Genomic DNA, 25,768 nt, shown 5'->3' on the forward strand with positions numbered 1-25,768 from the left:
TTTTATGCAACTTGTAACAATTCAATGAAAGGAGAAGCGTATGTCATTAAAAGTATTCTTAGAATTAGTAGAATTTAAAGCAAAAACGGCAAGTGTGTTACCATTTTTGATCGGTTTGTGTTATAGTTGGTATCATTACCGGTCCATTCATCTCGGATTTGTTCTAATTTATTTTCTTGCAATGTTTTTATTCAATATGGCGGTCGATATGCTCGACAACTATAACGATTACCATCATGCGACCGATGTTCATGATTATCGCGAAAAAACCAATATCATTGGGCGCGAAAATTTATCGATCCGTTTGGTGTTCTGGCTGATGACCAGTATGATCATCGTTTCAGCGATCATGGGATTGACCCTTGCGTATTTTGTCGGTTGGCCACTTTTTTGGATGGGACTCTATTGCTATTTAGTCGGAATCTTTTATTCATCGGGTCCTAGACCTTTGTCTAGCTTGCCTTTAGGTGAGTTTTTCTCAGGCTTTACCATGGGCTTTATGATTTCATTGATCTGTGTGTATTTAAATACATACGAGGTTTTTGAATGGAATTGGATGACTTTAGTCAATATTTTTATTATAGCATTGCCGAATACCTTGTGGATTGCAAACTTGATGCTTGCAAATAACACTTGTGATATGGAAGAAGATGAGAAGAATAAACGGTATACATTAGCACATTATTTAGGACGAAAAGGTTCATTAAATTTATTTGTGTTTTTTAATCTGTTTGCATTTATAGGAATTATTGCGTCTGTACTACTGCAATTGGCACCTGTAACAGTTTTATTATCATTAGTGATTGTGCCTTTTGTTTACAAACAAACGAAACTGTTTTTAGCAAAACAAGTGAAAAGAGAAACATTTATCTGTGCTATTCGTATTTTAGCTGTCGGATCGGCTGTGCAAGTACTAACTTATCTGTTGGGTATCTTAATTTAATTTTTATTATAGAAAGAAGAGGGACGAATCGTGAAAGAAGTGACGATTTTAGGTGCAGGTTATGCAGGCTTAATGGCCTTAAAAACTTTGCAGAAAAAAGCTGGAGATTTCCATATTACATTAGTGGATCAAAATGATTACCATTATGAAGCAACTTATCTACATGAAGTAGCTGCTGGAACACAACCAAAAGAAAAAATTTGCTATCCAATCAAAGACGTAGTGAATCCAAAAGTAACTACTTTTGTGCAAGACCGCGTTGAAAAAATTGATGCAGACAAAAAAGAAGTAACATTAAAAAATGGATCACCAATCCATTATGATTACTTGATCGTTTCTTTAGGTTTCCGTTCTGAAACATTTGGAATCGAAGGCGCTGAAGAAAATGCTTTAGAGATGGTAACTATTGATTCAGCTAACAAAATCCATGAGCATATTTTAGCAAGCATGGCAAAATACAAACAAACAAAAGATAAAAAATATCTAAAATTAGTTGTTTGTGGTGCTGGATTTACTGGTATCGAATTAGTTGGTTCTTTAGTAGAAGCACGTCCACGTTACGCAAAAATCGCTGGCGTAGATCCAAAAGAAATCGAAATTTTCTGTGTCGAAGCTGCCCCAACAATCTTACCAATGTTCAACGATGATTTAACAAATTACTGTTTAGATCACTTAGCTAAATGGGATGTTAAATTAATGACTGGTAAAGCAATCAAAGCAATCAAACCTGAAACAGTTGTCTACCAAGACGGTAAAGACGAAACAATGGGTGAACTAGAAGCTGCTACGATCATCTGGACAACAGGTGTTAGCGGAAGCACGGTAATCGGTGAATCTGGATTTGAAGAACGTCGTGGCCGCGTAATGGTCAATGCTGACTTGACTGATCCAAATCACAACGATGTTTACCTAATTGGTGATGTGTCTGCTGTAATGGATAAAGAATCAAATCGTCCTTACCCAACAACTGCACAAATCGCTTTGAAAATGGGGACACACGCTGCTAAAAACATCTTGAACCAATTAAATGGTCAAGCAACACAAGAATTTACGTTTAAATCTCAAGGTTCTGTAGCTTCAATCGGAAATACGCATGCATTTGGTATGGTTGGAAATACTGGAATCAAAGGATATCCAGCTTCATTCGTGAAGAAAATGATTGAAAACAAATCATTAATGGAAACTGGTGGATTTAAAGAAGTATTCGCTAAAGGTCGCTTTGATCTATATCATTAAGCCGATCGTTCAAAGAAGCAATCAAGGAAACTTGATTGCTTCTTTTTTTTTCGCTAAAGTAGTAAGAAAAGGAGGCGCTTTGATGTACTGTGCATTAGATATTGGCGGGACTCAGATCAAACAAGCATACGTTACTAAAGAAGGTGAACTTTCTGATGTGAAGACGACCGATACACCGAAAACAAAACAACAATTTTTAGCGTGTATCGAGAATATCTTAAATGAACTACCAGATACTTGTCAGGGAGTGGGAATCAGTTGTCCCGGAAAGATCGATACCACGACAAAAACAGTTTATCATGGAGGTTCATTGACTTTTTTAGATCATTTTTCATTTGCAGACTTTTTTGAAAAAATCGGCTGTACGTTACCGGTTGCTGTTCAAAATGATGGTAAAGCTGCGATTTTAGGCGAATATTGGCTAGGTAGTTTACAGGGTATCAGACAAGCGGTCGGTCTGACATTAGGGACTGGTGTCGGTGGTGGTCTATTAGTTGATGGGAAACTTTTGGAAGGAAAAAATTTTCAAGCTGGCGAGTTTAGTTTTATTTTGAATCATCCGAGCCTACCAGATAAACAGGTAATGACAGGTGCACAACTTTCAGCAGCCAGATTTATCAAACAAGCAGCACGCTTACTAGAACTAGAGGATATAACAGATGGTCAGACAGTATTTGAACACTTGAATAAAAATTCGTCTAAATCATTATATGATCTATTTGAAGGCTACTGTTTCCAAATCGCTTCATTGCTCTTTAATCTACAATGTATCTTTGATCCAGAAAAGATCGTCATCGGTGGAGGAATCAGTGCTCAACCTTTATTGATTACAGAAATCAATCGTCAGTATGCGAAAATATTAAATCATGATGCATTTTACCAACAAACCTTTACCCCTGTAGTGATCGAAGCCTGTCAATTTCAAAATCATGCAAATTGTTTAGGTGCAGTCTATGCCTTGCGAACAGAACTGTCATCTTAGCGTTTAATCGTTGACAAATGTAAACGATAGAAGTAGGATATGAACAAGAAGACGAACTAAAGGAGTGAATTCTTGTGCATAAACAATTTCAAGTTGAAGGAATGACATGCGCTAGTTGTGCCCAAACGGTCGAAAAAGCTGTCGCAAAACTACCGCATGTGAAAAAGGCCACGGTCAATCTTGCGACTGAAACACTACAGGTCACAGAAGATGCGGAAATTTCATTTTCCACTCTTTCACAAGCAGTAGCAGACGCAGGCTATCAGCTAGTCGATCCAATCACTCAAATGACATTACCAGTGGAGGGGATGACGTGTGCTAGTTGTGCGCAAACAGTAGAACATGTAGTCAGTCAGTTAGCTGGTGTAAAAAAAGCCACAGTCAATCTCGCGACTGAAACATTACAAGTATCGTTTGTCAGCGCGGATACCTCGATCGTCACGATCGCTCGAGCAGTAACGGACGCAGGCTATCATTTAGTAGTAGAAAAACAGCCAGATGTCAATCAAAAAGACAAGAAACAACAAGCTATCCACCACATGTGGTATCGATTTATCTGGTCGGCAGTCTTTACGATCCCTTTATTGTATCTTGCGATGGGTGAAATGATTGGATTACCAATTTGGCATCAGATCAGTAGTCATCATGCGCCGGTCGTTGCGGCAACACTACAATTGATACTGGCGACTCCGGTTTTAATCATTGGACGAGCATTTTTTACCAAAGGATTCAAAGCCTTGTTTAAAGGACATCCTTCAATGGACTCTTTAGTAGCGTTAGGAACCAGTGCAGCGTTTATATATAGTCTATATGGAACTATTACGGTCTATTTAGGTGATACGACAGCCGCGATGAATTTGTATTATGAATCGGCAGCGGTGATTTTGACCTTGATTACTTTAGGAAAATATTTTGAATTAGTCTCCAAAGGGAAAACATCCGATGCGATTCAAAGTCTCTTAAATCTTTCTCCAAAAGAGGCGACAGTGTTAATTAAAGGACAAGCACAAACGCGTTTGGTCGCCGAATTGCAAGTAGGCGATATCGTATTGGTTAAACCAGGTGAAAAAATTCCAACAGATGGGATTGTGACAAAAGGTGCGACCAGTATTGATGAAAGTTTACTGACTGGTGAAAGTTTGCCAGTTGCTAAACAAGTAGGAGATTCAGTTGTAGGTGCTAGTTTGAATCAACAAGGCAGCATCGAGATGCGTGTGACGAAGATTGGTGCTGAAACGGCTTTAGCTCAAATTGTAAAATTAGTAGAAGAAGCACAAGGATCAAAAGCACCGATTGCTAAATTAGCTGATCGAGTTTCAGGTGTGTTCGTACCGATCGTTATTGGTTTAGCATTACTTTCAGGTCTTGTTTGGTTGATTTTTGGCCACGAGTCTTGGGTCTTTGCCTTGACGATCACTATTTCTGTATTAGTGATTGCCTGTCCATGTGCATTAGGTCTAGCAACACCGACAGCGATGATGGTAGGAATGGGAAAAGCGGCTGAAAAAGGAATTTTATTTAAAACGGGTGAAGCATTGGAACGGACACATCGATTGCAAACGATCGTGTTAGATAAGACTGGAACCATCACACAAGGCAATCCTGAAGTGACGGATTTAGTTAGTATCAATGGATCGAGTGAGTTGGACTTTTTGACGCTAGTGGCTTCGCTTGAACAAGTATCTGAACATCCGCTTGCGAAAGCAGTCTTAAAACGAGCAAAACAAGAGCAACTTGTATTAAAAGAAGTAGATGGATTTTTAGCTTTACCTGGTGTAGGGATTAAAGGGACGATCGAGGGTCAAACGTATCGTTTGGGAAATATGACCGTTCTAACTGCATTACCACAAGCAGAGAAGATTCAAAAACAAGCGATTATTTGGGCAGAACAAGGAAAGACACCAATCGCTTTAGTCACAGATACAACTATCATAGGCGCACTAGCCGTGGCTGATCCAATCAAACCAAGCAGTCAAGAAGCGATTCGGTCATTAAAAGAAAACGGGCTAAGTGTGGTCATGTTGACTGGAGATAACGAAAAAACAGCACAAGCGATCGCACGTCAAGTTGGGATCACCGAAGTAGTCAGTGAGGTCGTTCCAGCTCAAAAAGCACAAGCAATCCAACAATTGCAAACAAAACATCAAGGACTAGTCGCAATGGTAGGCGACGGAGTAAATGATGCTCCTGCACTCGCGCAAGCAGATATTGGGATGGCGATCGGTTCAGGAACAGATGTGGCATTAGAGTCGGCGGATATTATCTTGATGAAGAACGAATTGACAGGAGTAGTTCAAGCACTCTTATATAGTCGCTTGACGATAAAAACGATTAAAGAAAATCTTTTTTGGGCGTTTGCTTATAATATTTTAGGGATTCCAGTTGCGATGGGGCTCTTGTATTTATTTGGTGGACCACTCCTCAATCCGATGCTTGCTGGTGGAGCGATGAGTTTTAGTTCTGTTTCGGTCTTACTAAATGCTTTACGATTAAAACGCAAAATTTAATAAAAAAACACGGGATCACTTTTTGAAAATCCAATCAAAAAGTGATCCCGTGTTTTAACGATAATTAAATATAGTTTTGTGTTAATTCCATAAATTCATGGACATCTGCTAGGACACGATCGATACCAGCTTGCCAAAAATCTGGTTTTGTTAGATCGACTTGTAAATGTTTTTGTGCCAATTCTTCAGTCGTCATTGAAGCAGTATCGCGTAAAAGTGCAATGTAGTCATCTTCAAAACTAGTTCCTTTGTCTGAAGCATACGCATAGATTCCCATACTAAATAAATAGCCAAAGGTGTAAGGGAAGTTGTAAAATGGAACATCATCGATAAAGAAATGCAATTTCGCTGCCCAAAAATGAGGATGATAGCTACCAAGTTGATCTAGATAGCTTTCTTTTTGCGCTTCTAGCATTAAATTAGTGATTTGTTCTTGTGATACTAAGCCTTTTTGACGTGCAGTATAGAAGTTTGTTTCAAAGAGAAAACGCGCATGGATATTCATAAACATCGCAATCGCATTTTGCATCTTTGTATCCAGTAAGTTGATCTTTTCCTCTTTTGTTTGCGCTTCTTTAAGCGTTGCATCTGCTACGATTAATTCAGCAAAAGTACTCGCTGTTTCGGCAACGTTCATTGCGTATTCTTGATTGACACTAGGCAAGTCCCACATCACACTGCTATGAAAGGCATGACCCAATTCATGTGCCAAAGTCGCGACTTCATTGACAGAATTGCTATAGGTCATAAAGATACGTGATTCTTTTGTTTCAGGTAATTCAGTACAGTAACCGCCAGGACGTTTACCTGGACGATCCTCAGCTTCGATCCAAGATTTTTCAAAAGCCATTTGTGCAAAGTCAGCCATTTTAGGACTAAATTCTTTAAAATGGTCAATAATAAACGTAGCAGCTTCATCAAAACTGTATGTTCGCTCGGTCATATCACCTAAAATAATTGGCGCATCTTGATCTTGCCAATCCATTTTTTCTTTTCCAAATAATTGAGCTTTGCGTGTAAGAAAATCCATGATCGGTTGTTTATTTTTAACGATCGTACTCCACATCGTATCAAGAGTTTTACGAGATAAACGATTGTATTCTAATGGTTCTTTCAAGAAATCTTCGACACCATGTAGTCGTTGAGTTGAGATTCTAAAACCATCTAAATGATTTAGTGTGTCTGCTAATAGAGGAGCTTTTTCATTCCATGCTTTTTCCCAAGCAGCAAATAAAGTTGCCCGTACTTCGGCATCGGGATCGCCAGTCATTTTATTAAATGCTTGTCCAGCCGATAACGTTTGTTCGTGGCCTTCTTTATCAGTAAAAGGGATCGCAATTGTTGCAACAATCGTATCATAATGTTCACTCCAAGCATTTAACCCATCTAGCGCTAGTGTGTGGATGATATTTTCTTCAGCTTCACTTAATAATTCTAATCCATCACGGCGCATTTCATTCAAACGAAACGCGACATCTGTCAATGCATCACTCGTTGTGATCGTCGACCAAACACCATCAGTGATTTGCGTCAGTTTTTTTGCGAATAATGTATGAGCAGACTGAAAAACTGGTGACTTAGCTGAAAGTTCACCCATCAGTAATTTCGCTTTTTGGTCGTTCACATCGCTTGATAGCAATGCACCAATAAAACTACCACATTGTGAGAAACCGTTACTACAGACTTCTTCTTTTTGTAAAATTGTAGCAATTGTATCTGGAGTCGTTTCGTCTATAGTCCAAGCCTCGATTGTTTGTTGATAGGCTGTAATTTGTTCAGAGAGTTGTGCTAAACGTTTTGTCAGTGCCTCAGACTCACTCCCACCTTTAAAAATTGAATCTAGATCCCAATTAATTGCATAGTGCATACGTACATTCCTCCTTTTTTAGTAGTATAGCACATCCAAAATATTCTATCATGAAAGCCTTATCTATTTACTCGGTATTTTTTTAGAGTTATGCTATACTAAAAAAGGTAAGCGATTTCTTTTTTAAAGGAGAGACTAGTGATGGCAGAAAAACAAAATGAAAAAAAACAGTATGTCGAACAAATTCGTGTAATTGTAGAAAAGCTAGAAGCTGATTTGCATGAACTAAAACAAGATACGACTCAAAGCGCTGAAGAAAAAGATTTGGCAGCATTTAAAGCACATAAAAAAGCCTTGTTTGAAATCAAAGGTGTGCTGCATCATGCGGGTAAATTACTTGATTTTGATCCAGCCTATTTTGATGAATTGCGAATACTCGAATCATTACCAATGTATTATTCCTCAGAAATGCCATTTCAACCGTATTTATATTAAAAATGTTCCTTCTGAAATACCGTTCATCCGTTTTTTTAAGAAGTTATGACAGGCTTTTGTCATGGCTTCTTTTTTTATTTCTTCTCAAGTTTTAAAGAACGTGATAATATAAACACGTTGGAGGGATGCCTGTGATCAAACAATACCGTAAAGATGGACGACTATATTTGTGGATAGGCTTTATTTTAATGGGAGTGTTATTCTATAGTTCTTCACAAACGTATGAGCAACAATCTCAAATTGGATTATTATCCACTTTGTTGAATAATGAACCTTTTTCAAATTCCTTATCGCACGTGGCGTTTAATTACGCAGGCAGTGAGGTAAGTATCGCAGCTAAGGGATACTTTTCGTTTGTCGAATTTTTTATCCGTAAAGGTGCGCATTTTGGAACTTATTTTTTAATGGGTGGTAGTTTCTATTTAGGTCTTGTTCCACGAATACGCAGTGTTTTATTAACTGGCGTGATCGCTTGGTTAGCAGCTACGGGATATGCTGGATTGGATGAATTCCATCAAATGCTAACCGGTGGGAGAACACCACTATTTCAAGATGTCATGCTCGATTCATCTGGTGCAATGACAGCCATTTTACTTTGTATGCTCGTTTTCTTTGTTAAAAGAAGACGTGTCATCTAAAACGAAAAGAGAGGCGAGAGATGCGAATGATTTTAGAAACAGATCGATTACGTATTAGACAATGGACAAAAGGAGAAGCAGCAGCACTAACGGAATTTTTAGCAGATCCTGAAGTGATGCATGCTTACGAAGAACCTTTTACTCAAGAAGAAATTACTGAGTGGTTACGTTGGAATATCGCTTCTTATGAAACCAAAGGATATGGAATATGGGCAGTTGAACTAAAAGAAACCGGAGAAGTAATCGGAGAATGTGGGTTGACGGATCAATGGGTCGTCGATCGACCGTATTTTGAATTGAGTTATCATCTAAAGAAAAGTGCATGGGGAAAAGATTACATGCTAGAAGCGACGCAAGCGATCCAGCAGTATGCATTTGATGTATTACGAGCAAACTCAGTGATTATGATCATTCGTGATATCAATATCAAGGCAATGAATATCGCAATCTCCAACCACATGAAGATTATGAAACGAATTATCAAAGAGCGTGATGGAATCAGTACACCACATTACATCTTTTGTATTGAAAAACAAAACAGATAGGACATATTGTCCTATCTGTTTTTTAGATTATTGTTTTGCGTCTTCTTCTTCAAGTTTTGCAAAAGCACTTTGCAAAATGTCTTTTAATTGTTTTGCAGAAGCTTCCATTTTTTCTTGTTCGCTATCTGTTAATGGGATTTCAATGATTTGTTTGATCCCTGAGGCATTGATCACGGCAGGTGTACCGATGTAGACATCGTCGATCCCGTATTCGCCATCTAAGTACACAGATAATGGCAATACCGCATTTTCATTGTCTAAGATAGCGCGAGTAATCCGTGCTAAAGATACAGCGATCCCATAGAAGGTCGCACCTTTTTTCTCAATGATCGTATACGCTGCATCACGTACACTAAAGAATAAATTGACCATTGCTTCTTCATCGACATCTGGATTATTTTTGATCCATTCATAGATTTGTAAACCTGCAACGTTGGCATGAGACCATACAGGAAATTCTGAATCTCCATGTTCACCTAAAATATAAGCATGAACGTTACGTGCATCTACATCGATCAAGTCTGCTAGAGCATGACGGAAACGAGCAGAATCTAAAGATGTACCAGATCCAATAACGCGTTCTTTAGGGAAGCCAGAGAATTTCCAAGTAGAGTACGTTAAAATATCTACTGGGTTTGCAGCGACTAAAAAGATACCTTCAAAGCCAGATGCTACGATTTGAGTTACAACTGAACGGTTGATTTTTAAGTTTTTATGAACTAAGTCTAAACGAGTTTCACCAGGTTTTTGGGCAGCCCCAGCAGTAATGACGACTAAATCAGCGTCATGAGCATCGGCATAGTCTGCTGCATAGATTTTTTTAGGTGAAGTAAAGGCTAAAGCATGAGATAAATCAAGAGCATCGCCTTCTGTTTTGGCTTTATCGATATCGATAATTCCGACTTCTTGTGCAATATTTTGAGTAAGTAACGCAAACGCATAACTTGATCCAACTGCGCCATCACCGACTAAAATTACTTTTTGATGTCTTTTTCCTGTACTTTTAACCATTTATATATCATCCTTTCTAATTTCACATCTCTTACAAAGACTATGTTAACACTTTATCAAACTTTTGTCATGTGATTCAGCAAACAATATAACAGTTTTTTTAACTGTTTTTAGTTTAAAACGCTTTCTTTAGAGAATTGAAAACGTAACAAATGTTGTTTAAAAGTACAGTTGTTCAATATGTCACAATATAAAAAGTTTTAGTGATCGGATTATTGACTAAAGATACAGATATTTCGCAGAATGGAAGTGCTTATGGTATAATTTACGTATAGAATAGACGAAACGCACTGGTCAACATTTGTTGGCCAGCATTTTGCGTTTGAAAATAGGATAAAGAAAGAGTTGGATAGACAAGATGAAAATGATTGTTGGCCTAGGAAATCCAGGTAAAAAATATCATGAAACGAAGCATAATGTAGGATTTATGGTTCTTGATGAATTAGCGAATAAAAATCAAGCAACATTTAAGAAAAATACTTTCGAAGCTGAAGTTGCAGAATTTTTTTATAATGGTGAGAAAGTCTTGCTTGTGAAACCGCAAACGTATATGAATGAATCGGGTCGCTCAGTAGGACCGTTAATGACGTATTTTGGTATTTATCCTGAAGAACTAGTCGTCATTTATGATGATTTAGATCTAGTCGTAGGAAAGATACGCTTGCGTCAAAAAGGGAGTGCAGGTGGTCATAACGGAATCAAAAGTTTGATTTCACATCTAGGAACACAGACCTTTGATCGTATCAAAGTCGGGATCGGTCGACCTAAAGGAAGACAAACGGTTATTGATCACGTACTAAGTGGCTTTGATAAAGAGGATCAACCGATGATCTATCAAGGAATCGATGCTTCTGTTGATGCGGTGATGCATTATATTGAAGGAAATGATTTTTCGTTGACCATGAATCAGTTCAACAAAAAAGGAGAGTAATAGATGGATATTCTTGATTTGCTTAATCGTTCCGAAACGATTACCCAGTGGCAAACAAAACTCAAAGAAGAAACATCACGTCAGCTGATTACAGGACTTGCGGGTTCTGCTAAGCATCTGGCGATTTTGAGCGCCTTTAAACAGTTAGATCGCTCTGTTGTTTTAGTGACAGCCAATCTCTATTATGCGAATCAAGCGGCTGAAGAATTACGCCAATGGGAATCAGAAGTTTATGTGTTCCCAGTCGATGAAGTGATTTCAGCAGAGATGGCTTTTGCCTCCCCTGAAGCAAAAGCAGAACGGGTCGCGACATTAGATGCGATTGCAACGAATAAAAAAGGGATCTATATTTTACCGATTGCCGCATTAAAAAAACGGCTGCCTGATCGTAAAACTTGGCAACAAGCAAAGTTGACGTTTGCTTTACAAGATGAGATCGACATACAAGCCTTACCGCAGCGCTTCGTACACATGGGGTACACTCGACAACAAATGATTGAAAAGCCAGGAGATTTTAGTATTCGAGGTAGTATCATAGACATTTATCCGCTTGATCAAGCAGATCCAATTCGAATCGAACTATTTGATGTAGAGATCGATTCGATGCGAACGTTTGATGTCGCTACCCAACGCTCGATTCAGTCGATCGAGCATTTTACACTCCTTCCAGTTACGGAACTGATTTTTTCAACGGAGCATTTGCACCATGGACAAGAATTAGTCGAACAAGCACTAAAACAACGTTTGGCTATCACACAAGAAGAAACCGATCGCGCATTATTGAGCGATTATTTTGAGCAACTGCTTAAAGATTGGTCTAATGGTATTGCCGGTGAACACGCAGCGTATTATACCGATTTCTTATATCCAGAAGCGACTACAGTTATTGATTATTTTACTGATCCGTACTTATTGATGGTCGATGACTATGCACGCATCATGGAAACATCGCGTGAGATGATGCACGAAGCAGCTGAATGGCATACGCAAAAGATCGAGGAATTACGCTTGTTTTCAACACAAGAAGTACTGATCGATGATCCACAAGTATTACACCATATTGAAGCGCCAACGACCTTTTTTTCTTTGTTTCAAAAAGGAATGGGGAATTTGCGTTTTCAAGCAATCTATACGATGCAATATCGACCGATGCAACAATTTTTCGGACAAATGGGGCTGTTGAAAGCAGAAGTGGATCGCTGGAGTAAGCTTTCTTATACGATCGTCTTTTTAGTCAGTACTTTAGAGCAACAAAAAAAATTAGAACAAGAATTCCGTGATCATGAGATCTATGCGGTCACAACTAAGGCTGATCGCTTAACGTTGAATCGTGCACAGATTATCGAAGCCAGTTTGCAAAATGGTTTTGAGCTACCAAACGAGCAATTGATCGTAGTTACAGAACGTGAGATTTTTCAAAAAGTTGCGAAAAAACGTGCACGTCGTCAAACGATTTCTAATGCGGAACGTCTCAAAAGTTATAATGAACTAAAAACAGGAGATTATGTCGTACATGAAAATCATGGTATCGGAAAATATATCGGTATGGAAACACTTGAAGTCGATGGTGTGCATCAAGATTATTTAACGATCGTATATCAAAACGATGATAAATTGTTCATTCCTGTTACGCAGTTGAATCTTATCCAAAAATATGTTGCTTCAGAATCGAAATCTCCGCGTATCAATAAACTAGGTGGAAGTGAATGGACTAAGACGAAGCGTAAAGTTTCACAACGAATCGAAGATATCGCTGATGATTTGATCCAACTGTATGCCAAAAGAGAAGCAGAAAAAGGCTTTGCTTTTGGTCCAGACGATGGCTATCAAAAAGAATTCGAAGATGCTTTCCCTTATTCTGAAACGCAAGATCAGTTACGTAGTACGACAGAAATCAAAAAAGATATGGAAAAAGAAAAACCAATGGATCGGTTGCTAGTAGGTGATGTTGGATTTGGGAAAACAGAAGTGGCTTTAAGAGCAGCTTTTAAAGCGATTCGTGAAAGCAAACAAGTGGCAATTTTAGTGCCAACGACGATCTTGGCGCAACAGCATTATGAGACAATGGTCGATCGTTTTCAAGGTTTCCCAGTCAATGTAGGTGTGTTGAGCCGTTTCCAAACAAAAGCGCAACAAACAAAAACACTTGAAGAACTGCGTAAAGGGCAAATCGATATCATTGTTGGAACGCATCGTTTACTATCAAAAGATGTCGTTTTTGCTGATTTAGGATTACTAGTTATCGATGAAGAACAGCGTTTTGGTGTGAAACACAAAGAACGTTTAAAACAATTGCGTTCGCAAGTCGACGTTTTGACGTTGACGGCAACCCCGATCCCACGTACATTACACATGTCGATGCTTGGTGTGCGTGATTTGTCAGTGATTGAAACCCCTCCTGAAAATCGCTATCCGATTCAGACCTATGTTATGGAGAGTAATCCTGGTGCGATTCGTGAAGCGATTTTACGTGAAATGGCTCGTGGTGGCCAAGTTTTCTATCTATATAATCGTGTAGATACGATCGAACAAAAAGTGGAAGAATTACAAGCACTAGTACCAGATGCACGCATTGGGTATGCACACGGTCAGATGACAGAGATCCAACTTGAGAATACGCTCTTTGATTTTATTGAAGGAGAATTTGACGTTTTGGTCACGACGACGATTATTGAAACGGGTGTGGATATCCCAAATGCCAATACGTTGTTTGTAGAAAATGCAGATTTTATGGGGCTATCGACATTGTACCAGCTTCGTGGTCGTGTGGGGCGTAGTAATCGTGTGGCGTATGCATACTTTATGTATGCACCGCAAAAAATCTTAACAGAAGTCAGTGAAAAACGTCTTCAAGCAATCAAAGATTTCACTGAACTAGGTTCAGGATTTAAGATTGCAATGCGCGATTTGTCAATCCGTGGTGCGGGTAATCTACTAGGAGCACAGCAACATGGGTTCATCGATTCAGTCGGATTTGATCTATATGCACAGATGTTAGCCGAAGCAGTTGAACGTAAACAAGGGAAAAATACGCAGCTACAAAAAACAAGTACCGAAATCGATTTAGGACTAGATGCTTATTTACCTGGAACGTATATCGAAGATGAACGTCAAAAAATCGAAGTCTATAAACGAATTCGTGAATTAGAGAGTATGGAAGCTTTAGATGAGTTGCAAGATGATCTATTGGATCGTTTTGGTGAGTATCCAGATGAAGTCGCGCATTTACTGATGATTGGTGAAATCAAAATGAATGCCGATCGTGCTTTATTCGAGAGTATTCGTAAAAAAGAACAACAATTGCTCTTTACTTTAAGTAAGGTTGGTACAAAATTGTATTCAGTCGAACAATTATTTGAAGGGCTAGCGAAGACCAAATTAAAAGCAACGCTTGGTGTCGAAAAAGAAAAAATGGTGATTCGTTTAGTGATTCCAGAAGAAATGAAGCCTATGGTGTGGCTACAAGAAGTTGAAAATTTTGTTCGCGCATTACGCGAAATCCGTTATCAACAACAGTTGGTATCACAAGTAGACTAAGGAGGCATGGATATGGCAAAATCGCAACTGCATCATCTGATGCGTGGTGCCTTAGTTTTGACGATGGCTTCTTTTATCGCGAAACTTTTGAGTGCTATTTATCGTGTGCCGTTTCAAAATTTAGTGGGCGACCAAGGATTTTATGTGTATCAACAAGTCTATCCACTATACGGGATCGCAATCACGTTAGCTTTGACTAGTTTTCCACAATTTTTGTCTCGTGTGACGGTCGGTCAAAATCCATTGGAAAAACGTGAAACTTTAAAAGCGTATTTTCCAATGATCGCTACGTTAGCGTTAGGAATGTGGTTTTTTCTTTTTGTGTTTAGTAGTATCGTCGCCTTTGCGATGGGCAATCGAGAGCTTGCGCCATTGATACGAGTCGTGTCATTCACCTTTTTATTGATTCCTTCTTTAGCGATTCGTCGTGGAGAGTTTCAAGGTTCGATGCACATGGTACCGACAGCTGTATCACAAGTTGTGGAGCAAATCGTTCGTGTGGTAGTGATCTTACTGGCAGCGTATAGTTTTAAAGCTTTTGATAAAACCGTCTATCAAGTGGGAACGTATGCGCTTAGTGGTTCATTAGTTGGAGGCATCGCTGCCTTTTTCGTTTTGCGATATTATGCTTATAAAATCCACGGAGGACATGTGCGTCTTACACAATTAGTCGGACCCTATCCTAACAAAGTAGTTCGGTATCGTTTTTATAAAGAAGCGGGTATGTTGACGATCTACGGTAGTTTATTGATCATGTTCCAATTGATCGATTCGTTTTTTGTAGTCAATGGTCTTGTTGCTTCAGGCATGCCGTTACACGAAGCTCAAGTAACAAAAGGGATTTTTGATCGAGGTCAACCACTCGTTCAGCTAGGATTGGTTGTTGCAACAGCATTGAGTGCAAGTTTTTTACCGGCCTTGACTGATTATCTAACCGCAAATCGTGAAGCGCAATTTCGCTTTTCAGCGAAAATGTACTTAAGATTAACGGTCAGCGTGGCTTTTGCAGCATCTTTGGGTCTAGCTGGTTTGATGCCGTTTATCAACTATACTTTATTTAAAGATTTTAAAGGAACCAATACTTTAGTGCTATTTGTTTTTTCGATCGTATTGATGGCGACCGTTCAGGCTTACCAAAGTATCGCGCAAAGTCAAAACCGCTTACGTCTATCTTTGCGTGCAGCACTTTTTGGTTGTGCAGCAAAACTTGTCTTGACTGGTATTTTGACTTATCTGTTTGGAACGATCGGAACAAGTTTTGCTACTTTAAGTGGATTATTAGTGGTCTTTTTGGTTTTCTTACGTTATGACGATCGTAAGTTATACTTATTTTTTAATGAACGTTACTTTTTTGTGCGTTTAGGCATCGCCTTATCGGGTATGGCAGTAAGTTTGCTAATATATGATCTTACTTGGTATTATATAATAGAAGAGTGGCATCGTTCGACGACGCTATGGATCAGCTTGTTTGGTGTCGTTTTAGGAGCAAGCGTCTTTTTGATCTTGACGATCAAGTGTCAGGTATTTACCGTACGTGAGTGGTTGTATCTACCTAAAGGAGCGAAAATTTTACGCTTAGGAGTGAGAAAATGAGAATCGATAAATTTTTAAAAGTTTCCCGTTTAATTAAACGACGTTCTGTTGCAAAAGAAGTCGCAGATAAAGGAAGAATCAAAATCAATGGTAAGTTAGCGAAATCCGGCAGTAGTGTAAAAGTCGGTGATATCTTACGCATTCAATTTGGGAATCGGATCGTTGAAGTACGTGTTGAGGTGTTACAAGAATCAACGAAAAAAGAAGATGCAGCCCAAATGTACACACTATTATCAGAAGAAAGAGTTTCTGAAAATAGTGCAAATGAGTCTTAAAATTCTCTTCAATATTGTTAGACAAGTCTTGTGGATGTTGGTATAATAAGTATCACAATCATACAAGACTGGAGCGAGCGATTTTTGAAAAAAACAAAAAAAAGCAACGTTGCCTATTTGCCAACTGATTTTGCTAAGGAACAATATGCGAATTATGCGAAACAACAACGCCAAGTAATCTATCGTCGCCGCCGTCTATTTGTGATATTTGCGGTCGCCGCGATCGTCGCGATTCTTTTTGGGATTAGTTTGTTTCGTGATTTCTCACGCTTGCATCAGCTAGAAACATATCAAGCGACAAAAGTTGTGGAAAAGAAAGATACAGATCAGCAAATTACCTCGTTGAAAAAAGACGTTGCTCTTTTAGAAGATGATGATTACGTTGCGAAATTAGCACGTAGCCGCTATTTTTATTCTAAAGAAGGCGAAATTAATTTTAGATTGCCTGATGAGGTCACGCAATCAGAAGAAGAAACAACCAAATAACTTTGTCGTGTCTATCCATAAGATAGTCCATCATAAAAGCGTAATAAAATTAGGAGGAACATATTTTTTATGTCAATCGAAGTTGGAGCAAAAGTACCAGGAAAAGTATCAGGAATTACAAATTTTGGTGCCTTTATTGATCTTGGAGCGGGAAAAACTGGCTTGGTCCACATCAGTGAAGTGTCAAATGGATTCGTGAAGGATATCAATGAAGTGTTAAAAGTCGGCGATGAAGTTACTGTTTTAGTAACAAATATCGGTACCGATGGAAAAATCGGATTATCGATTCGTAAGGCAGAAGATAAACCACGTGAGGAAAAACGTGAATATCCGAAAAAAGACTTCAACCGTGGTCCTAAAAAACCATTCACACGTAATCAACCTTCACAAGCACCAGCAAATACAAAACAAGACTTCGATTCATTAATGTCCTCGTTTTTAAAGGATAGCGATGATCGTCTATCTTCATTAAAACGAAATACTGAAGGAAAACGCGGTGGCCGTGGCGGTCGTCGTAACTAAGTACAATTAAAAAGGTTGAGCCTGTATGGCTCAACCTTTTTTGAATTAGGAGGAAACATGAGTAGAGAACAGCTCCTAGCCCATCTTAAAGCACAACGATTATGGCAATCTACAGATTCATTACTAATTGCCGTATCAGGAGGGGTGGATTCGATGGTACTACTAGATTTAATGATGCAGTTATCGGATACCTATCATAAATGTGGTGTCGCTTACGTCGATCATCAACTCCGCGAGCAATCTAAGGTTGAAAAACAATTTGTGAGACATGTGTGTCAACGGTACGACATTCCATTTTTTCATGCCACTTGGACACCGACTGAAACGAATGTCGAAGCCAATGCCAGAGCATTTCGTTATGATTTTTTTGAATCCCTTTTAACAACTGAAAACTATGATGGGGTGCTAACAGCGCATCATCTAAACGATCAAGCAGAAACATTGGTGATGAAATTGATACGAGAAGGTACGATGTTTGCACTAAAGAGCCTAGTTGCAACACAGTCCTTTGGAGTAGGTAAACGACTCATTCGGCCATTGCTCACACTAGAAAAAAAAACCTTGCGTCAATATGCAGCTGACTATCAGATCGAGTATTATGAAGATTTAAGTAATCAAGATGATCAGTACACTCGTAATCGTGTACGTAAATATTTGATTCCCCAGATGATCGACGAAAATCCACAAGCATTAGTACATATTGATCGTGTGAGTCAGCAAGTCGCACTAGCTGAACAATTGATTCAAGAAAACTACAACGAATGGGCTAGAAAATGGATCATAAAAACACCAACGAGTTGGTGTATCGCACTCGAAGGCGTAGGTCAGCTTTCTAAAGCACAAGCGTATTATTTTTGGGAATGCTTGCGTTTAGATAGCCACTCGTTGCTTACGATCAATCAAAAACAGTTGGCGGCAGTACAGGAACTGATTCGTCAAAACAAGAGTCAGTGGCAACTTACGTTAAAAGATCAAGGAATCATTAAACGCCGGTATGATAAGTTGTGGCTTATTGCAAATGAACAAGTGCTACCTATAGTCGAACATGGACCGTTGCGATTGATCATAAATCAAAGTTATTCATTATCAGAAAATGAACTGATCGGCATCTTCGAACCAGCTCATCTTCCTGACTGGCAAGCTGATTATCAATTAAGATTATCTGCTCAAACAGAATTTTGGTTGCGGAAAAGACAACCTGGAGATAAGATCGCACTCACACCAAAGCTTTCCAAAAAAGTCGCACGCTACTTGATCGATGCTAAAATTCCAAAAGAAGCACGTGATCGAGCTTGGATTTTAGAAAATAAAGATAAGAATCTTTTAGCATTCTTACCTTTTGTCTGTTCCTATTTGAGTATTAGTAAAGAAACTGATAAAATACACTACGTACTTCTATATAAATACGAGAAGTAACGGTTGAAAGGAGACTTATATGCTAGAAAAAGATATTGAAAAAGTTTTAGTGACAAAAGAGCAGATTCGTACACGCTGTGAAGAGCTTGGAAAAGTTTTAACAGAAGAATACAAAGATAAAAACCCATTAGTCGTGGGAGTATTAAAAGGAGCAGTTCCTTTCATGGCGGATATCGTACGTGAAATGGATTGCTATTTAGAGCTTGATTTTATGGACGTGTCAAGTTATGGTAACGCATTAGTCTCTTCTGGAGAAGTGAAGATCGTCAAAGATCTAGATACAAATGTTGAAGGTCGAGACATGTTGATCGTAGAAGATATTATCGACAGTGGTCGCACTTTAGCTTATTTAGTTGATTTGTTTAAATACCGCAAAGCGAAATCTGTCAAAATTGTTACTTTGTTAGATAAACCTGAAGGTCGCGTAGTCGATATTGAAGCAGATTACATTGGTTTTGACGTTCCAAACGAGTTTGTTGTCGGTTATGGTTTGGATTACACCGAACAATACCGTAACTTACCGTATGTAGGCGTATTAAAACCAAGTGTTTATCAATCTTAATAGTGATTATTTTACAACAACTATGATACAATAAAATTGGTCAATATAAGACAAAACAGGCAAGGAGGGGCCGCATGAACAAAAAAGGAAACGGTACGGTCAAAACGACCTTATATTACGTACTCGTCTTATTGGCGATGGTTATGGTTGTCTATTATTTCTTTGGCAACGGTGGCAGTAAATCACCTGAAATCGAGTATTCCACATTTACAAAACAGTTAAAAGACGGTGACGTTGAATCATTTACCGTTCAGCCTTCAAATGGTGTTTATCGAATTACTGGTAAATACAAGAGTGAACAAACGATTAGCAATGATAGTGGATTGAGCGTGTTTGGTTCGACTTCTTCTAAATCGACATCATTTTCAACAATTATTTTGCCAAATGATTCGACTTTAAGTGAAATTACGACACTTGCAAGCGACAATTCAGTCAAAACGCAAATCGAACAAGAATCAAATAGTGGGATCTGGTTATCTCTACTTGTAAGTTTCTTACCACTTGTGATCATCATTTTCTTCTTCTATATGATGATGGGTCAACAAGGTGGCGGTGGCGGCGGTGGTGGCCGTGTCATGAACTTTGGGAAATCAAAAGCCAAAGAAGCTGACAAAAAAGCCAACCGTGTCCGGTTTACAGATGTAGCTGGTGCTGAAGAAGAAAAACAAGAGCTTGTAGAAGTCGTGGAATTCTTAAAAGATCCGCGTCGTTTCTCTGCTTTAGGTGCACGTATCCCTGCTGGTGTGTTATTAGAGGGTCCTCCGGGAACTGGTAAAACATTACTTGCAAAAGCGGTTGCCGGTGAAGCTGGCGTACCATTTTATTCAATTTCAGGTTCTGATTTTGTTGAAATGTTTGTCGGTGTCGGTGCAAGCCGTGTTCGTGATTTATTTGAAACAGCGAAGAAAAATGCACCTGCGATCATCTTTATCGATGAAATCGATGCTGTCGGTCGCCAACGTGGTGCTGGTATGGGTGGCGGACACGATGAACGTGAACAAACCTTAAACCAATTGCTGGTTGAAATGGATGGATTTGGTGGTAACGAGGGTGTCATCGTGATTGCCGCAACAAACCGTTCTGACGTGTTGGATCCAGCGTTACTTCGTCCGGGTCGTTTTGACCGTCAAATTTTAGTTGGTCGTCCGGATGTTAAAGGTCGTGAAGCGATTTTACGTGTTCATGCGAAAAACAAACCTTTAGCAAGCGATGTAGATTTAAAAGTTGTTGCACAACAAACACCAGGTTTTGCCGGTGCTGAATTAGAAAATGTGTTAAACGAAGCTGCTTTAGTTGCTGCTCGTCGGAATAAAAAACAAATCGATGCTTCGGATATCGATGAAGCAGAAGATCGCGTGATTGCAGGACCTGCTAAAAAAGATCGTGTGATCAGTAAGCGCGAACGCGAAATGGTTGCCTACCATGAAGCAGGACATACGATTGTTGGTTTAGTCTTAAGCCGTGCTCGTGTCGTGCATAAGGTAACGATCATCCCTCGTGGACGCGCTGGTGGGTACATGATTGCCTTGCCTAAAGAAGACCAAATGTTGATGACAAAAGAAGACATGTTCGAACAAATCGTGGGTCTTTTAGGTGGACGTACAGCGGAAGAATTGATCTTCAACGTACAATCTACTGGTGCATCAAATGACTTTGAACAGGCAACAGCTTTAGCTAGAAGCATGGTAACCGAGTATGGAATGAGTGATAAATTAGGACCTGTTCAATATGAAGGAAACCATCAAGTTTTTGTTGGCCGTGACTATGGTCAAACCAAAGCGTATTCTGAGCAAGTGGCTTATGAGATCGATACAGAAGTGCGTAAGATCTTAGTTGATGCGCATAATAAAGCACGTGAAATCATTCAAACGTATCATGAAAAACACAAATTGATCGCTGAAAAACTTTTAGAGTTTGAAACACTAGATGCTAAAGCAATCAAATCATTATTTGAAACAGGTCAAATGCCTGTAGATCATGAACAAAGTGAATTTCCTAGTGAAAAAGCACAAACGTATGAAGAAGCTAAACGTGCATTAGAAGAAAAAGATGCACAAAAACAAGCAGAACAAAAACCTCTAGATGAAGACATTACGCCTTTAGATGAGGATGATCGTCTGTAATAGGTAGATAAACGAAGGATGCTACTTGTAGCTCCTTCGTTTTCTTGTTTTAAACGGTAAAGTTGAAAAAAAGTAAAGATTTGAGTATGATTCAGTCATAAGCAAAAGGAGAGAAAAACATGACCAAAGATTATTTAGTAAAAGCCTTAGCATACGGCGGATTTGTCCGTGCTTATGCGGTAAGTGCAACGGAAACTGTCGCTGAAGCACAGCGACGTCATGATACATGGAACACAGCATCGGCTGCATTAGGCCGTACGATGGTAGGTGGACTACTATTAGGAAGTACAGTCAAAGGTGACGATACGATTACGGTAAAAGTTCAGGGAAATGGACCCGCTGGTTTGATCATGGTGGACAGCAATGGACGCGGGGACGTTAAAGGATATATTCAAAATCCAAATGTAAGTCTACCATTAAATGAAAAAGGAAAAATTGATGTTCGTGGTGCAGTTGGGACAGATGGCGTCTTTACCGTTATTAAAGATCTAGGTTTGAAAGAACCATTCTCAGGACAAACTCCAATCGTTTCTGGTGAGCTTGGAGAAGATTTCACGTATTATTTGGCAGTGTCTGAACAAGTCCCTTCCGCTGTAGGTCTAAGTGTCTTGGTCGATACGGACGATTCGATTCGTTCAGCTGGTGGCTTTATGCTACAAATCATGCCAGGAGCTCCTGAAGAAGTAATCGAGAAAATCGAAAAACGATTAGCAAGTTTGCCACTAGTTTCAAGTCTTTTAGACCAAGGAAAGACACCAGAAGATATCTTGGATACGATTTTTGATGGTGAGTCGTTGATGATTTTAGAAACGATGCCAGTTATGTTTAAATGTGATTGCTCAAAAGAGAAATTTGGGAATGCGATCTTAACCCTAGGAACAAAAGAGATTCAGGATATGATCGATGAAGATCATGGAGCAGAAGCTGTTTGTTCTTTCTGTAATAATAAATACTATTTTGATGAAGCGGATCTAGAAGAAATCAAAGCTGAAATCACTGGAGGTAACTAATGGATCACTCTTGGAAAATCGGCGATGTTGAGATTCCGAACCGTGTCGTGGTTGCTCCGATGGCTGGGATCAGTAATGCCGCTTTTCGCGTGACAGTAAAAGAAGCTGGTGCCGGGATGGTCGTTTGTGAAATGATCAGCGACAAAGGAATCAACTTGCGAAATAAAAAAACTCTAAGTATGTTGCATATCGAAGAAACGGAGCATCCACTTAGTCTACAGATCTTTGGAGGAGACAAGGATAACTTAGTCGAAGCTGCACGTTTTGTCGAAGCTAATACTACTGCAGATATCATCGACATCAATATGGGCTGTCCAGTAAATAAGATCATCAAAGCTGAAGCTGGTGCTAGATGGTTACTTGATCCTGATAAAGTATATGAAATGGTACATGCCGTTTCATCAGCTGTTTCGATTCCAGTTACGGTCAAAATGCGTACAGGTTGGGATGAAGAACATTTATTTGCGGTACAAAATGCTCAAGCTGCTCAAGCTGCAGGTGCCTCAGCAATTGCGATGCACGGCCGAACACGAGTGCAGATGTATGAAGGACAAGCCAATTGGGAGATTTTAAAAGAAGTGAAGCAAGCCATTGAGATTCCATTTATGGGGAATGGCGATGTGCGAACGCCGGAAGATGCGAAGCGGATGCTTGAAGAAGTAGGATGTGATGCGGTGATGATCGGACGTGCTGCTTTAGGGAACCCGTGGATGATCCGTCGTACCAAAGAGTATTTGGAAACCGGCATTTTGATCGATGAACCTTCACCTCGTGAAAAAATCGATATCGCAAAATTGCATTTTGAACGATTAGTTGCACTTAAAGGTGAGAAATTAGCTTCATTAGAATTTCGTCAGCATGCAGCTTATTATTTAAAAGGTGTACCAAGAGCTGCAAAAATCAAAGCAGCAATCAATAAATCAGAAGATCGCCAAACCACTTTGGATCTGCTAGATTCATTTTTGGAAAAAGTCGAAGCAAACGCCTAACGAATATGAAAGAACAAGTCGAAGCGTAATCTTCGACTTGCTTTTTTTTCAGAAACTTGTCATTATTAGGAAAGAAGTACAAGTGAGAATGGAGGAACACTCGTGGCAGAGGAAAAAATAGAAGCACAAGTGGAAACGCAAGAAGAACTAAATGATCAAATGGTCGTTCGTCGTCAAAAAATGGAACAATTACGTGAAGAAGGAATTGATCCTTTTGGACAACGTTTTGAACGCACGCATCAATCGGCTGAATTGCATGAAGTTTTTGATCCAAGAACTAAAGAAGAATTAGCGGAAATGGCTTTAACTGCTAGTATTGCAGGTCGTATTGTGACAAAGCGTGGAAAAGGAAAAGCTGGTTTTGCGCATTTACAAGATCGTGAAGGCCGTATTCAAATCTACGTTCGTCAAGATCAAGTTGGTGAAGCACAATATGAAGTCTTTAAACATGCTGATCTAGGTGACTTCTTTGGTGTTACTGGTGAAATCATGAAAACCAACACTGGTGAAGTGACTATCAAAGCCAAAGAAATCACGATCTTATCAAAAGCGCTACGACCATTACCGGATAAATACCACGGTTTGACTAATGTAGAACAACGTTATCGTCAACGCTATTTAGATTTAATTAGTAATCAAGAAAGTTTTGATCGTTTTACTAAACGTAGTCAAATCATCAGCGAAATCCGTCGCTACTTGGATGGATTAGGTTATATTGAAGTGGAGACACCTGTATTACACAATCAAGCGGGTGGTGCTGCAGCACGTCCGTTTATTACACATCATAATGCTTTAGACATGGATTTATATTTGCGTATCGCTTTAGAATTGCATCTAAAACGACTAATCGTCGGTGGTATGGAAAAAGTATACGAAATTAGTCGCGTTTTCCGTAATGAAGGGATCGATACGACACATAATCCAGAATTTACAATGATGGAATGTTATACAGCTTATACAGATTATAAAGATATCATGGATCTAACAGAAGGAATTATTCGGAACGCTGCTGAAAAAACATTAGGAACAACTCAAATCACTTATGATGGTCAAGCAGTTGACTTAGGATCTGAATTCCGACGTTTGCATATGGTTGATGGCGTAAAAGAACAAACTGGCGTAGATTTCTGGAAAGAAATGTCTGTAGAAGAAGCTCGTGCTCTAGCTAAAGAACATAACGTTGAGATTACAGACAGTATGACTGTTGGTCATATCCTAAATGAATTCTTTGAAACATTTGTAGAGGAAACATTGCAACAACCTACATTTGTTTACGGACATCCAGTAGAAGTTTCACCGTTAGCGAAGAAAAACCCAGAAGATCCTCGTTTTACAGATCGCTTTGAGCTATTTATCGTAGGGCGTGAGTTTGCGAACGCCTTTACAGAGTTAAATGACCCAATCGATCAACGTGAACGGTTCGAAGCTCAAGAAAAAGAACGTGCAGCTGGAAACGACGAAGCACATGGGGTAGATGAAGACTTCTTAGAAGCTTTAGAGTACGGTATGCCGCCAACTGGTGGTTTAGGAATCGGAATTGACCGTTTAGTAATGTTATTAACTGATGCGCAATCAATTCGCGATGTGCTTTTATTCCCAACAATGCGCTAATTTAAAAGTCCTCAACTAGTTGAGGACTTTTTTTATACGAATAAACTCAATTTAAAGATAGGTTTATCGAAAGAATTTGTATATAAAAACGAACAAAAATCATTTGTTTTTATTTATTGAACGCTTTTGAAAAAAACTTGTAAAAGAAGTATAAAAATGTTTGACCTATACGTACTTACTTGGTATATTATTACTTGTCCTAAAGACGACTCGTTTATTTTTCTAGTTATTTTTTTGTTTAAAAAACTTTCAAAAAAGTATTGACGTTAGATAATCTAGATGATATTATAACTGAGTCGTTAAAATACAACTTCTAATAAACGTTGATTTAACAATCAATTAAATAAAAAAAGTTGTTGACAAATAACATTCGAAATGTTATGATAACTAAGTCGTAAAAAAACAAGTTTTAACTTGTTTGGAAAAAAACTTTTAAAAAAGTATTGACAATAAATAATCAATATGTTAAGATTTAAAAGTTGCTACAAGCGACAGATTAGACCTTTGAAAACTGAACAAAGCAAGCAAACGAACCAATAGTGTAAGGTG

Annotated in this window: 21 protein-coding genes; 19 read left to right on the plus strand and 2 right to left on the minus strand. The window is 38.9% G+C overall.

The features are described 5' to 3' along the window. Positions 1-40 precede the first annotated feature (40 nt). From QZ413_RS02845 to QZ413_RS02860, 4 genes are all read left to right on the plus strand, one after another. The gene (locus QZ413_RS02845) at positions 41-943 is read left to right on the plus strand and encodes a prenyltransferase (RefSeq protein WP_297076123.1); all 903 of its coding nucleotides are present in this window, start codon (positions 41-43) and stop codon (positions 941-943) included. A 30-nt stretch (positions 944-973) separates the two neighbouring features. Beyond that, positions 974-2,179: an NAD(P)/FAD-dependent oxidoreductase gene (locus QZ413_RS02850; RefSeq protein ID WP_297076126.1), complete on the plus strand. Its 1,206-nt coding sequence runs from the start codon at positions 974-976 to the stop codon at positions 2,177-2,179. 82 nt (positions 2,180-2,261) lie between these two features. After that, positions 2,262-3,161, plus strand: coding sequence for an ROK family protein (locus QZ413_RS02855; protein WP_297076128.1), 900 nt, complete (start codon positions 2,262-2,264; stop codon positions 3,159-3,161). 74 nt (positions 3,162-3,235) lie between these two features. After that, positions 3,236-5,668, plus strand: coding sequence for a heavy metal translocating P-type ATPase (locus QZ413_RS02860; RefSeq protein WP_297076130.1), 2,433 nt, complete (start codon positions 3,236-3,238; stop codon positions 5,666-5,668). Between the two features lie 64 nt (positions 5,669-5,732). On the opposite strand, the gene QZ413_RS02865 is transcribed toward QZ413_RS02860, so the two are convergent. Beyond that, complete coding sequence (locus QZ413_RS02865; RefSeq protein ID WP_297076132.1) at positions 5,733-7,535, minus strand: M3 family oligoendopeptidase; 1,803 nt, start codon at positions 7,533-7,535, stop codon at positions 5,733-5,735. 141 nt (positions 7,536-7,676) lie between these two features. On the opposite strand from QZ413_RS02865, the gene QZ413_RS02870 reads away from it, so the two are divergent. The 3 genes from QZ413_RS02870 to QZ413_RS02880 all read left to right on the plus strand — a co-directional run bounded on the left by QZ413_RS02870 (position 7,677) and on the right by QZ413_RS02880 (position 9,153). After that, on the plus strand, positions 7,677-7,970 hold the full coding sequence (locus QZ413_RS02870) for a hypothetical protein (RefSeq protein WP_297076135.1): 294 nt from the start codon (positions 7,677-7,679) through the stop codon (positions 7,968-7,970). Positions 7,971-8,104: 134 nt separating this feature from the next. Beyond that, the gene (locus QZ413_RS02875; RefSeq protein ID WP_297076171.1) at positions 8,105-8,608 is read left to right on the plus strand and encodes a VanZ family protein; all 504 of its coding nucleotides are present in this window, start codon (positions 8,105-8,107) and stop codon (positions 8,606-8,608) included. 20 nt (positions 8,609-8,628) lie between these two features. Then, on the plus strand, positions 8,629-9,153 hold the full coding sequence (locus QZ413_RS02880) for a GNAT family N-acetyltransferase (protein WP_297076138.1): 525 nt from the start codon (positions 8,629-8,631) through the stop codon (positions 9,151-9,153). A 27-nt stretch (positions 9,154-9,180) separates the two neighbouring features. Here the strand turns inward: QZ413_RS02880 and QZ413_RS02885 are convergent, their stop codons facing one another. After that, complete coding sequence (locus tag QZ413_RS02885; protein WP_297076139.1) at positions 9,181-10,164, minus strand: L-lactate dehydrogenase; 984 nt, start codon at positions 10,162-10,164, stop codon at positions 9,181-9,183. Between the two features lie 358 nt (positions 10,165-10,522). Here QZ413_RS02885 and pth point away from each other — a divergent pair, with 358 nt between their 5' ends. The 12 genes from pth (at position 10,523) to lysS (ending at position 25,219) form a co-directional block, all read left to right on the plus strand. After that, positions 10,523-11,095 carry an aminoacyl-tRNA hydrolase gene (gene pth, locus QZ413_RS02890; protein ID WP_297076142.1) on the plus strand — a complete coding sequence of 191 codons (573 nt, stop codon included), beginning with the start codon at positions 10,523-10,525 and terminating at the stop codon, positions 11,093-11,095. Between the two features lie 3 nt (positions 11,096-11,098). Continuing rightward, entirely contained in the window at positions 11,099-14,632 is a 3,534-nt protein-coding gene (gene mfd / locus QZ413_RS02895; protein ID WP_297076144.1) for a transcription-repair coupling factor, read from the plus strand. Positions 14,633-14,644: 12 nt separating this feature from the next. Continuing rightward, a complete protein-coding gene (locus tag QZ413_RS02900) occupies positions 14,645-16,225 on the plus strand; it encodes a polysaccharide biosynthesis protein (protein ID WP_297076146.1) in 1,581 nt (526 codons plus the stop codon). Next, positions 16,222-16,500 carry an RNA-binding S4 domain-containing protein gene (locus QZ413_RS02905; protein ID WP_297076149.1) on the plus strand — a complete coding sequence of 93 codons (279 nt, stop codon included), beginning with the start codon at positions 16,222-16,224 and terminating at the stop codon, positions 16,498-16,500. Before QZ413_RS02900 ends, QZ413_RS02905 begins: the two co-directional genes overlap by 4 nt. Before the next feature lie 84 nt (positions 16,501-16,584). Then, positions 16,585-16,986, plus strand: coding sequence for a septum formation initiator family protein (locus QZ413_RS02910; protein ID WP_297076152.1), 402 nt, complete (start codon positions 16,585-16,587; stop codon positions 16,984-16,986). Between the two features lie 69 nt (positions 16,987-17,055). Beyond that, the gene (locus tag QZ413_RS02915) at positions 17,056-17,508 is read left to right on the plus strand and encodes a S1 domain-containing RNA-binding protein (RefSeq protein WP_297076155.1); all 453 of its coding nucleotides are present in this window, start codon (positions 17,056-17,058) and stop codon (positions 17,506-17,508) included. A 57-nt stretch (positions 17,509-17,565) separates the two neighbouring features. After that, positions 17,566-18,924, plus strand: coding sequence for a tRNA lysidine(34) synthetase TilS (gene tilS / locus QZ413_RS02920; RefSeq protein ID WP_297076158.1), 1,359 nt, complete (start codon positions 17,566-17,568; stop codon positions 18,922-18,924). 19 nt (positions 18,925-18,943) lie between these two features. Further along, positions 18,944-19,486 (plus strand): hypoxanthine phosphoribosyltransferase, encoded by a 543-nt coding sequence (hpt, locus tag QZ413_RS02925; RefSeq protein WP_297076161.1) that lies wholly within the window; start codon positions 18,944-18,946, stop codon positions 19,484-19,486. Between the two features lie 74 nt (positions 19,487-19,560). Continuing rightward, the gene (gene ftsH / locus QZ413_RS02930) at positions 19,561-21,609 is read left to right on the plus strand and encodes an ATP-dependent zinc metalloprotease FtsH (RefSeq protein ID WP_297076164.1); all 2,049 of its coding nucleotides are present in this window, start codon (positions 19,561-19,563) and stop codon (positions 21,607-21,609) included. 119 nt (positions 21,610-21,728) lie between these two features. Beyond that, complete coding sequence (gene hslO, locus QZ413_RS02935) at positions 21,729-22,619, plus strand: Hsp33 family molecular chaperone HslO (RefSeq protein ID WP_297076167.1); 891 nt, start codon at positions 21,729-21,731, stop codon at positions 22,617-22,619. Continuing rightward, complete coding sequence (dusB, locus tag QZ413_RS02940) at positions 22,619-23,608, plus strand: tRNA dihydrouridine synthase DusB (protein WP_297076170.1); 990 nt, start codon at positions 22,619-22,621, stop codon at positions 23,606-23,608. Before hslO ends, dusB begins: the two co-directional genes overlap by 1 nt. Positions 23,609-23,725: 117 nt before the next feature. Next, a complete protein-coding gene (gene lysS, locus QZ413_RS02945; RefSeq protein WP_297076172.1) occupies positions 23,726-25,219 on the plus strand; it encodes a lysine--tRNA ligase in 1,494 nt (497 codons plus the stop codon). Positions 25,220-25,768 lie beyond the last annotated feature (549 nt).

The organism is uncultured Enterococcus sp. (genome assembly GCF_913775425.1).
Taxonomy (GTDB): domain Bacteria; phylum Bacillota; class Bacilli; order Lactobacillales; family Enterococcaceae; genus Enterococcus_G.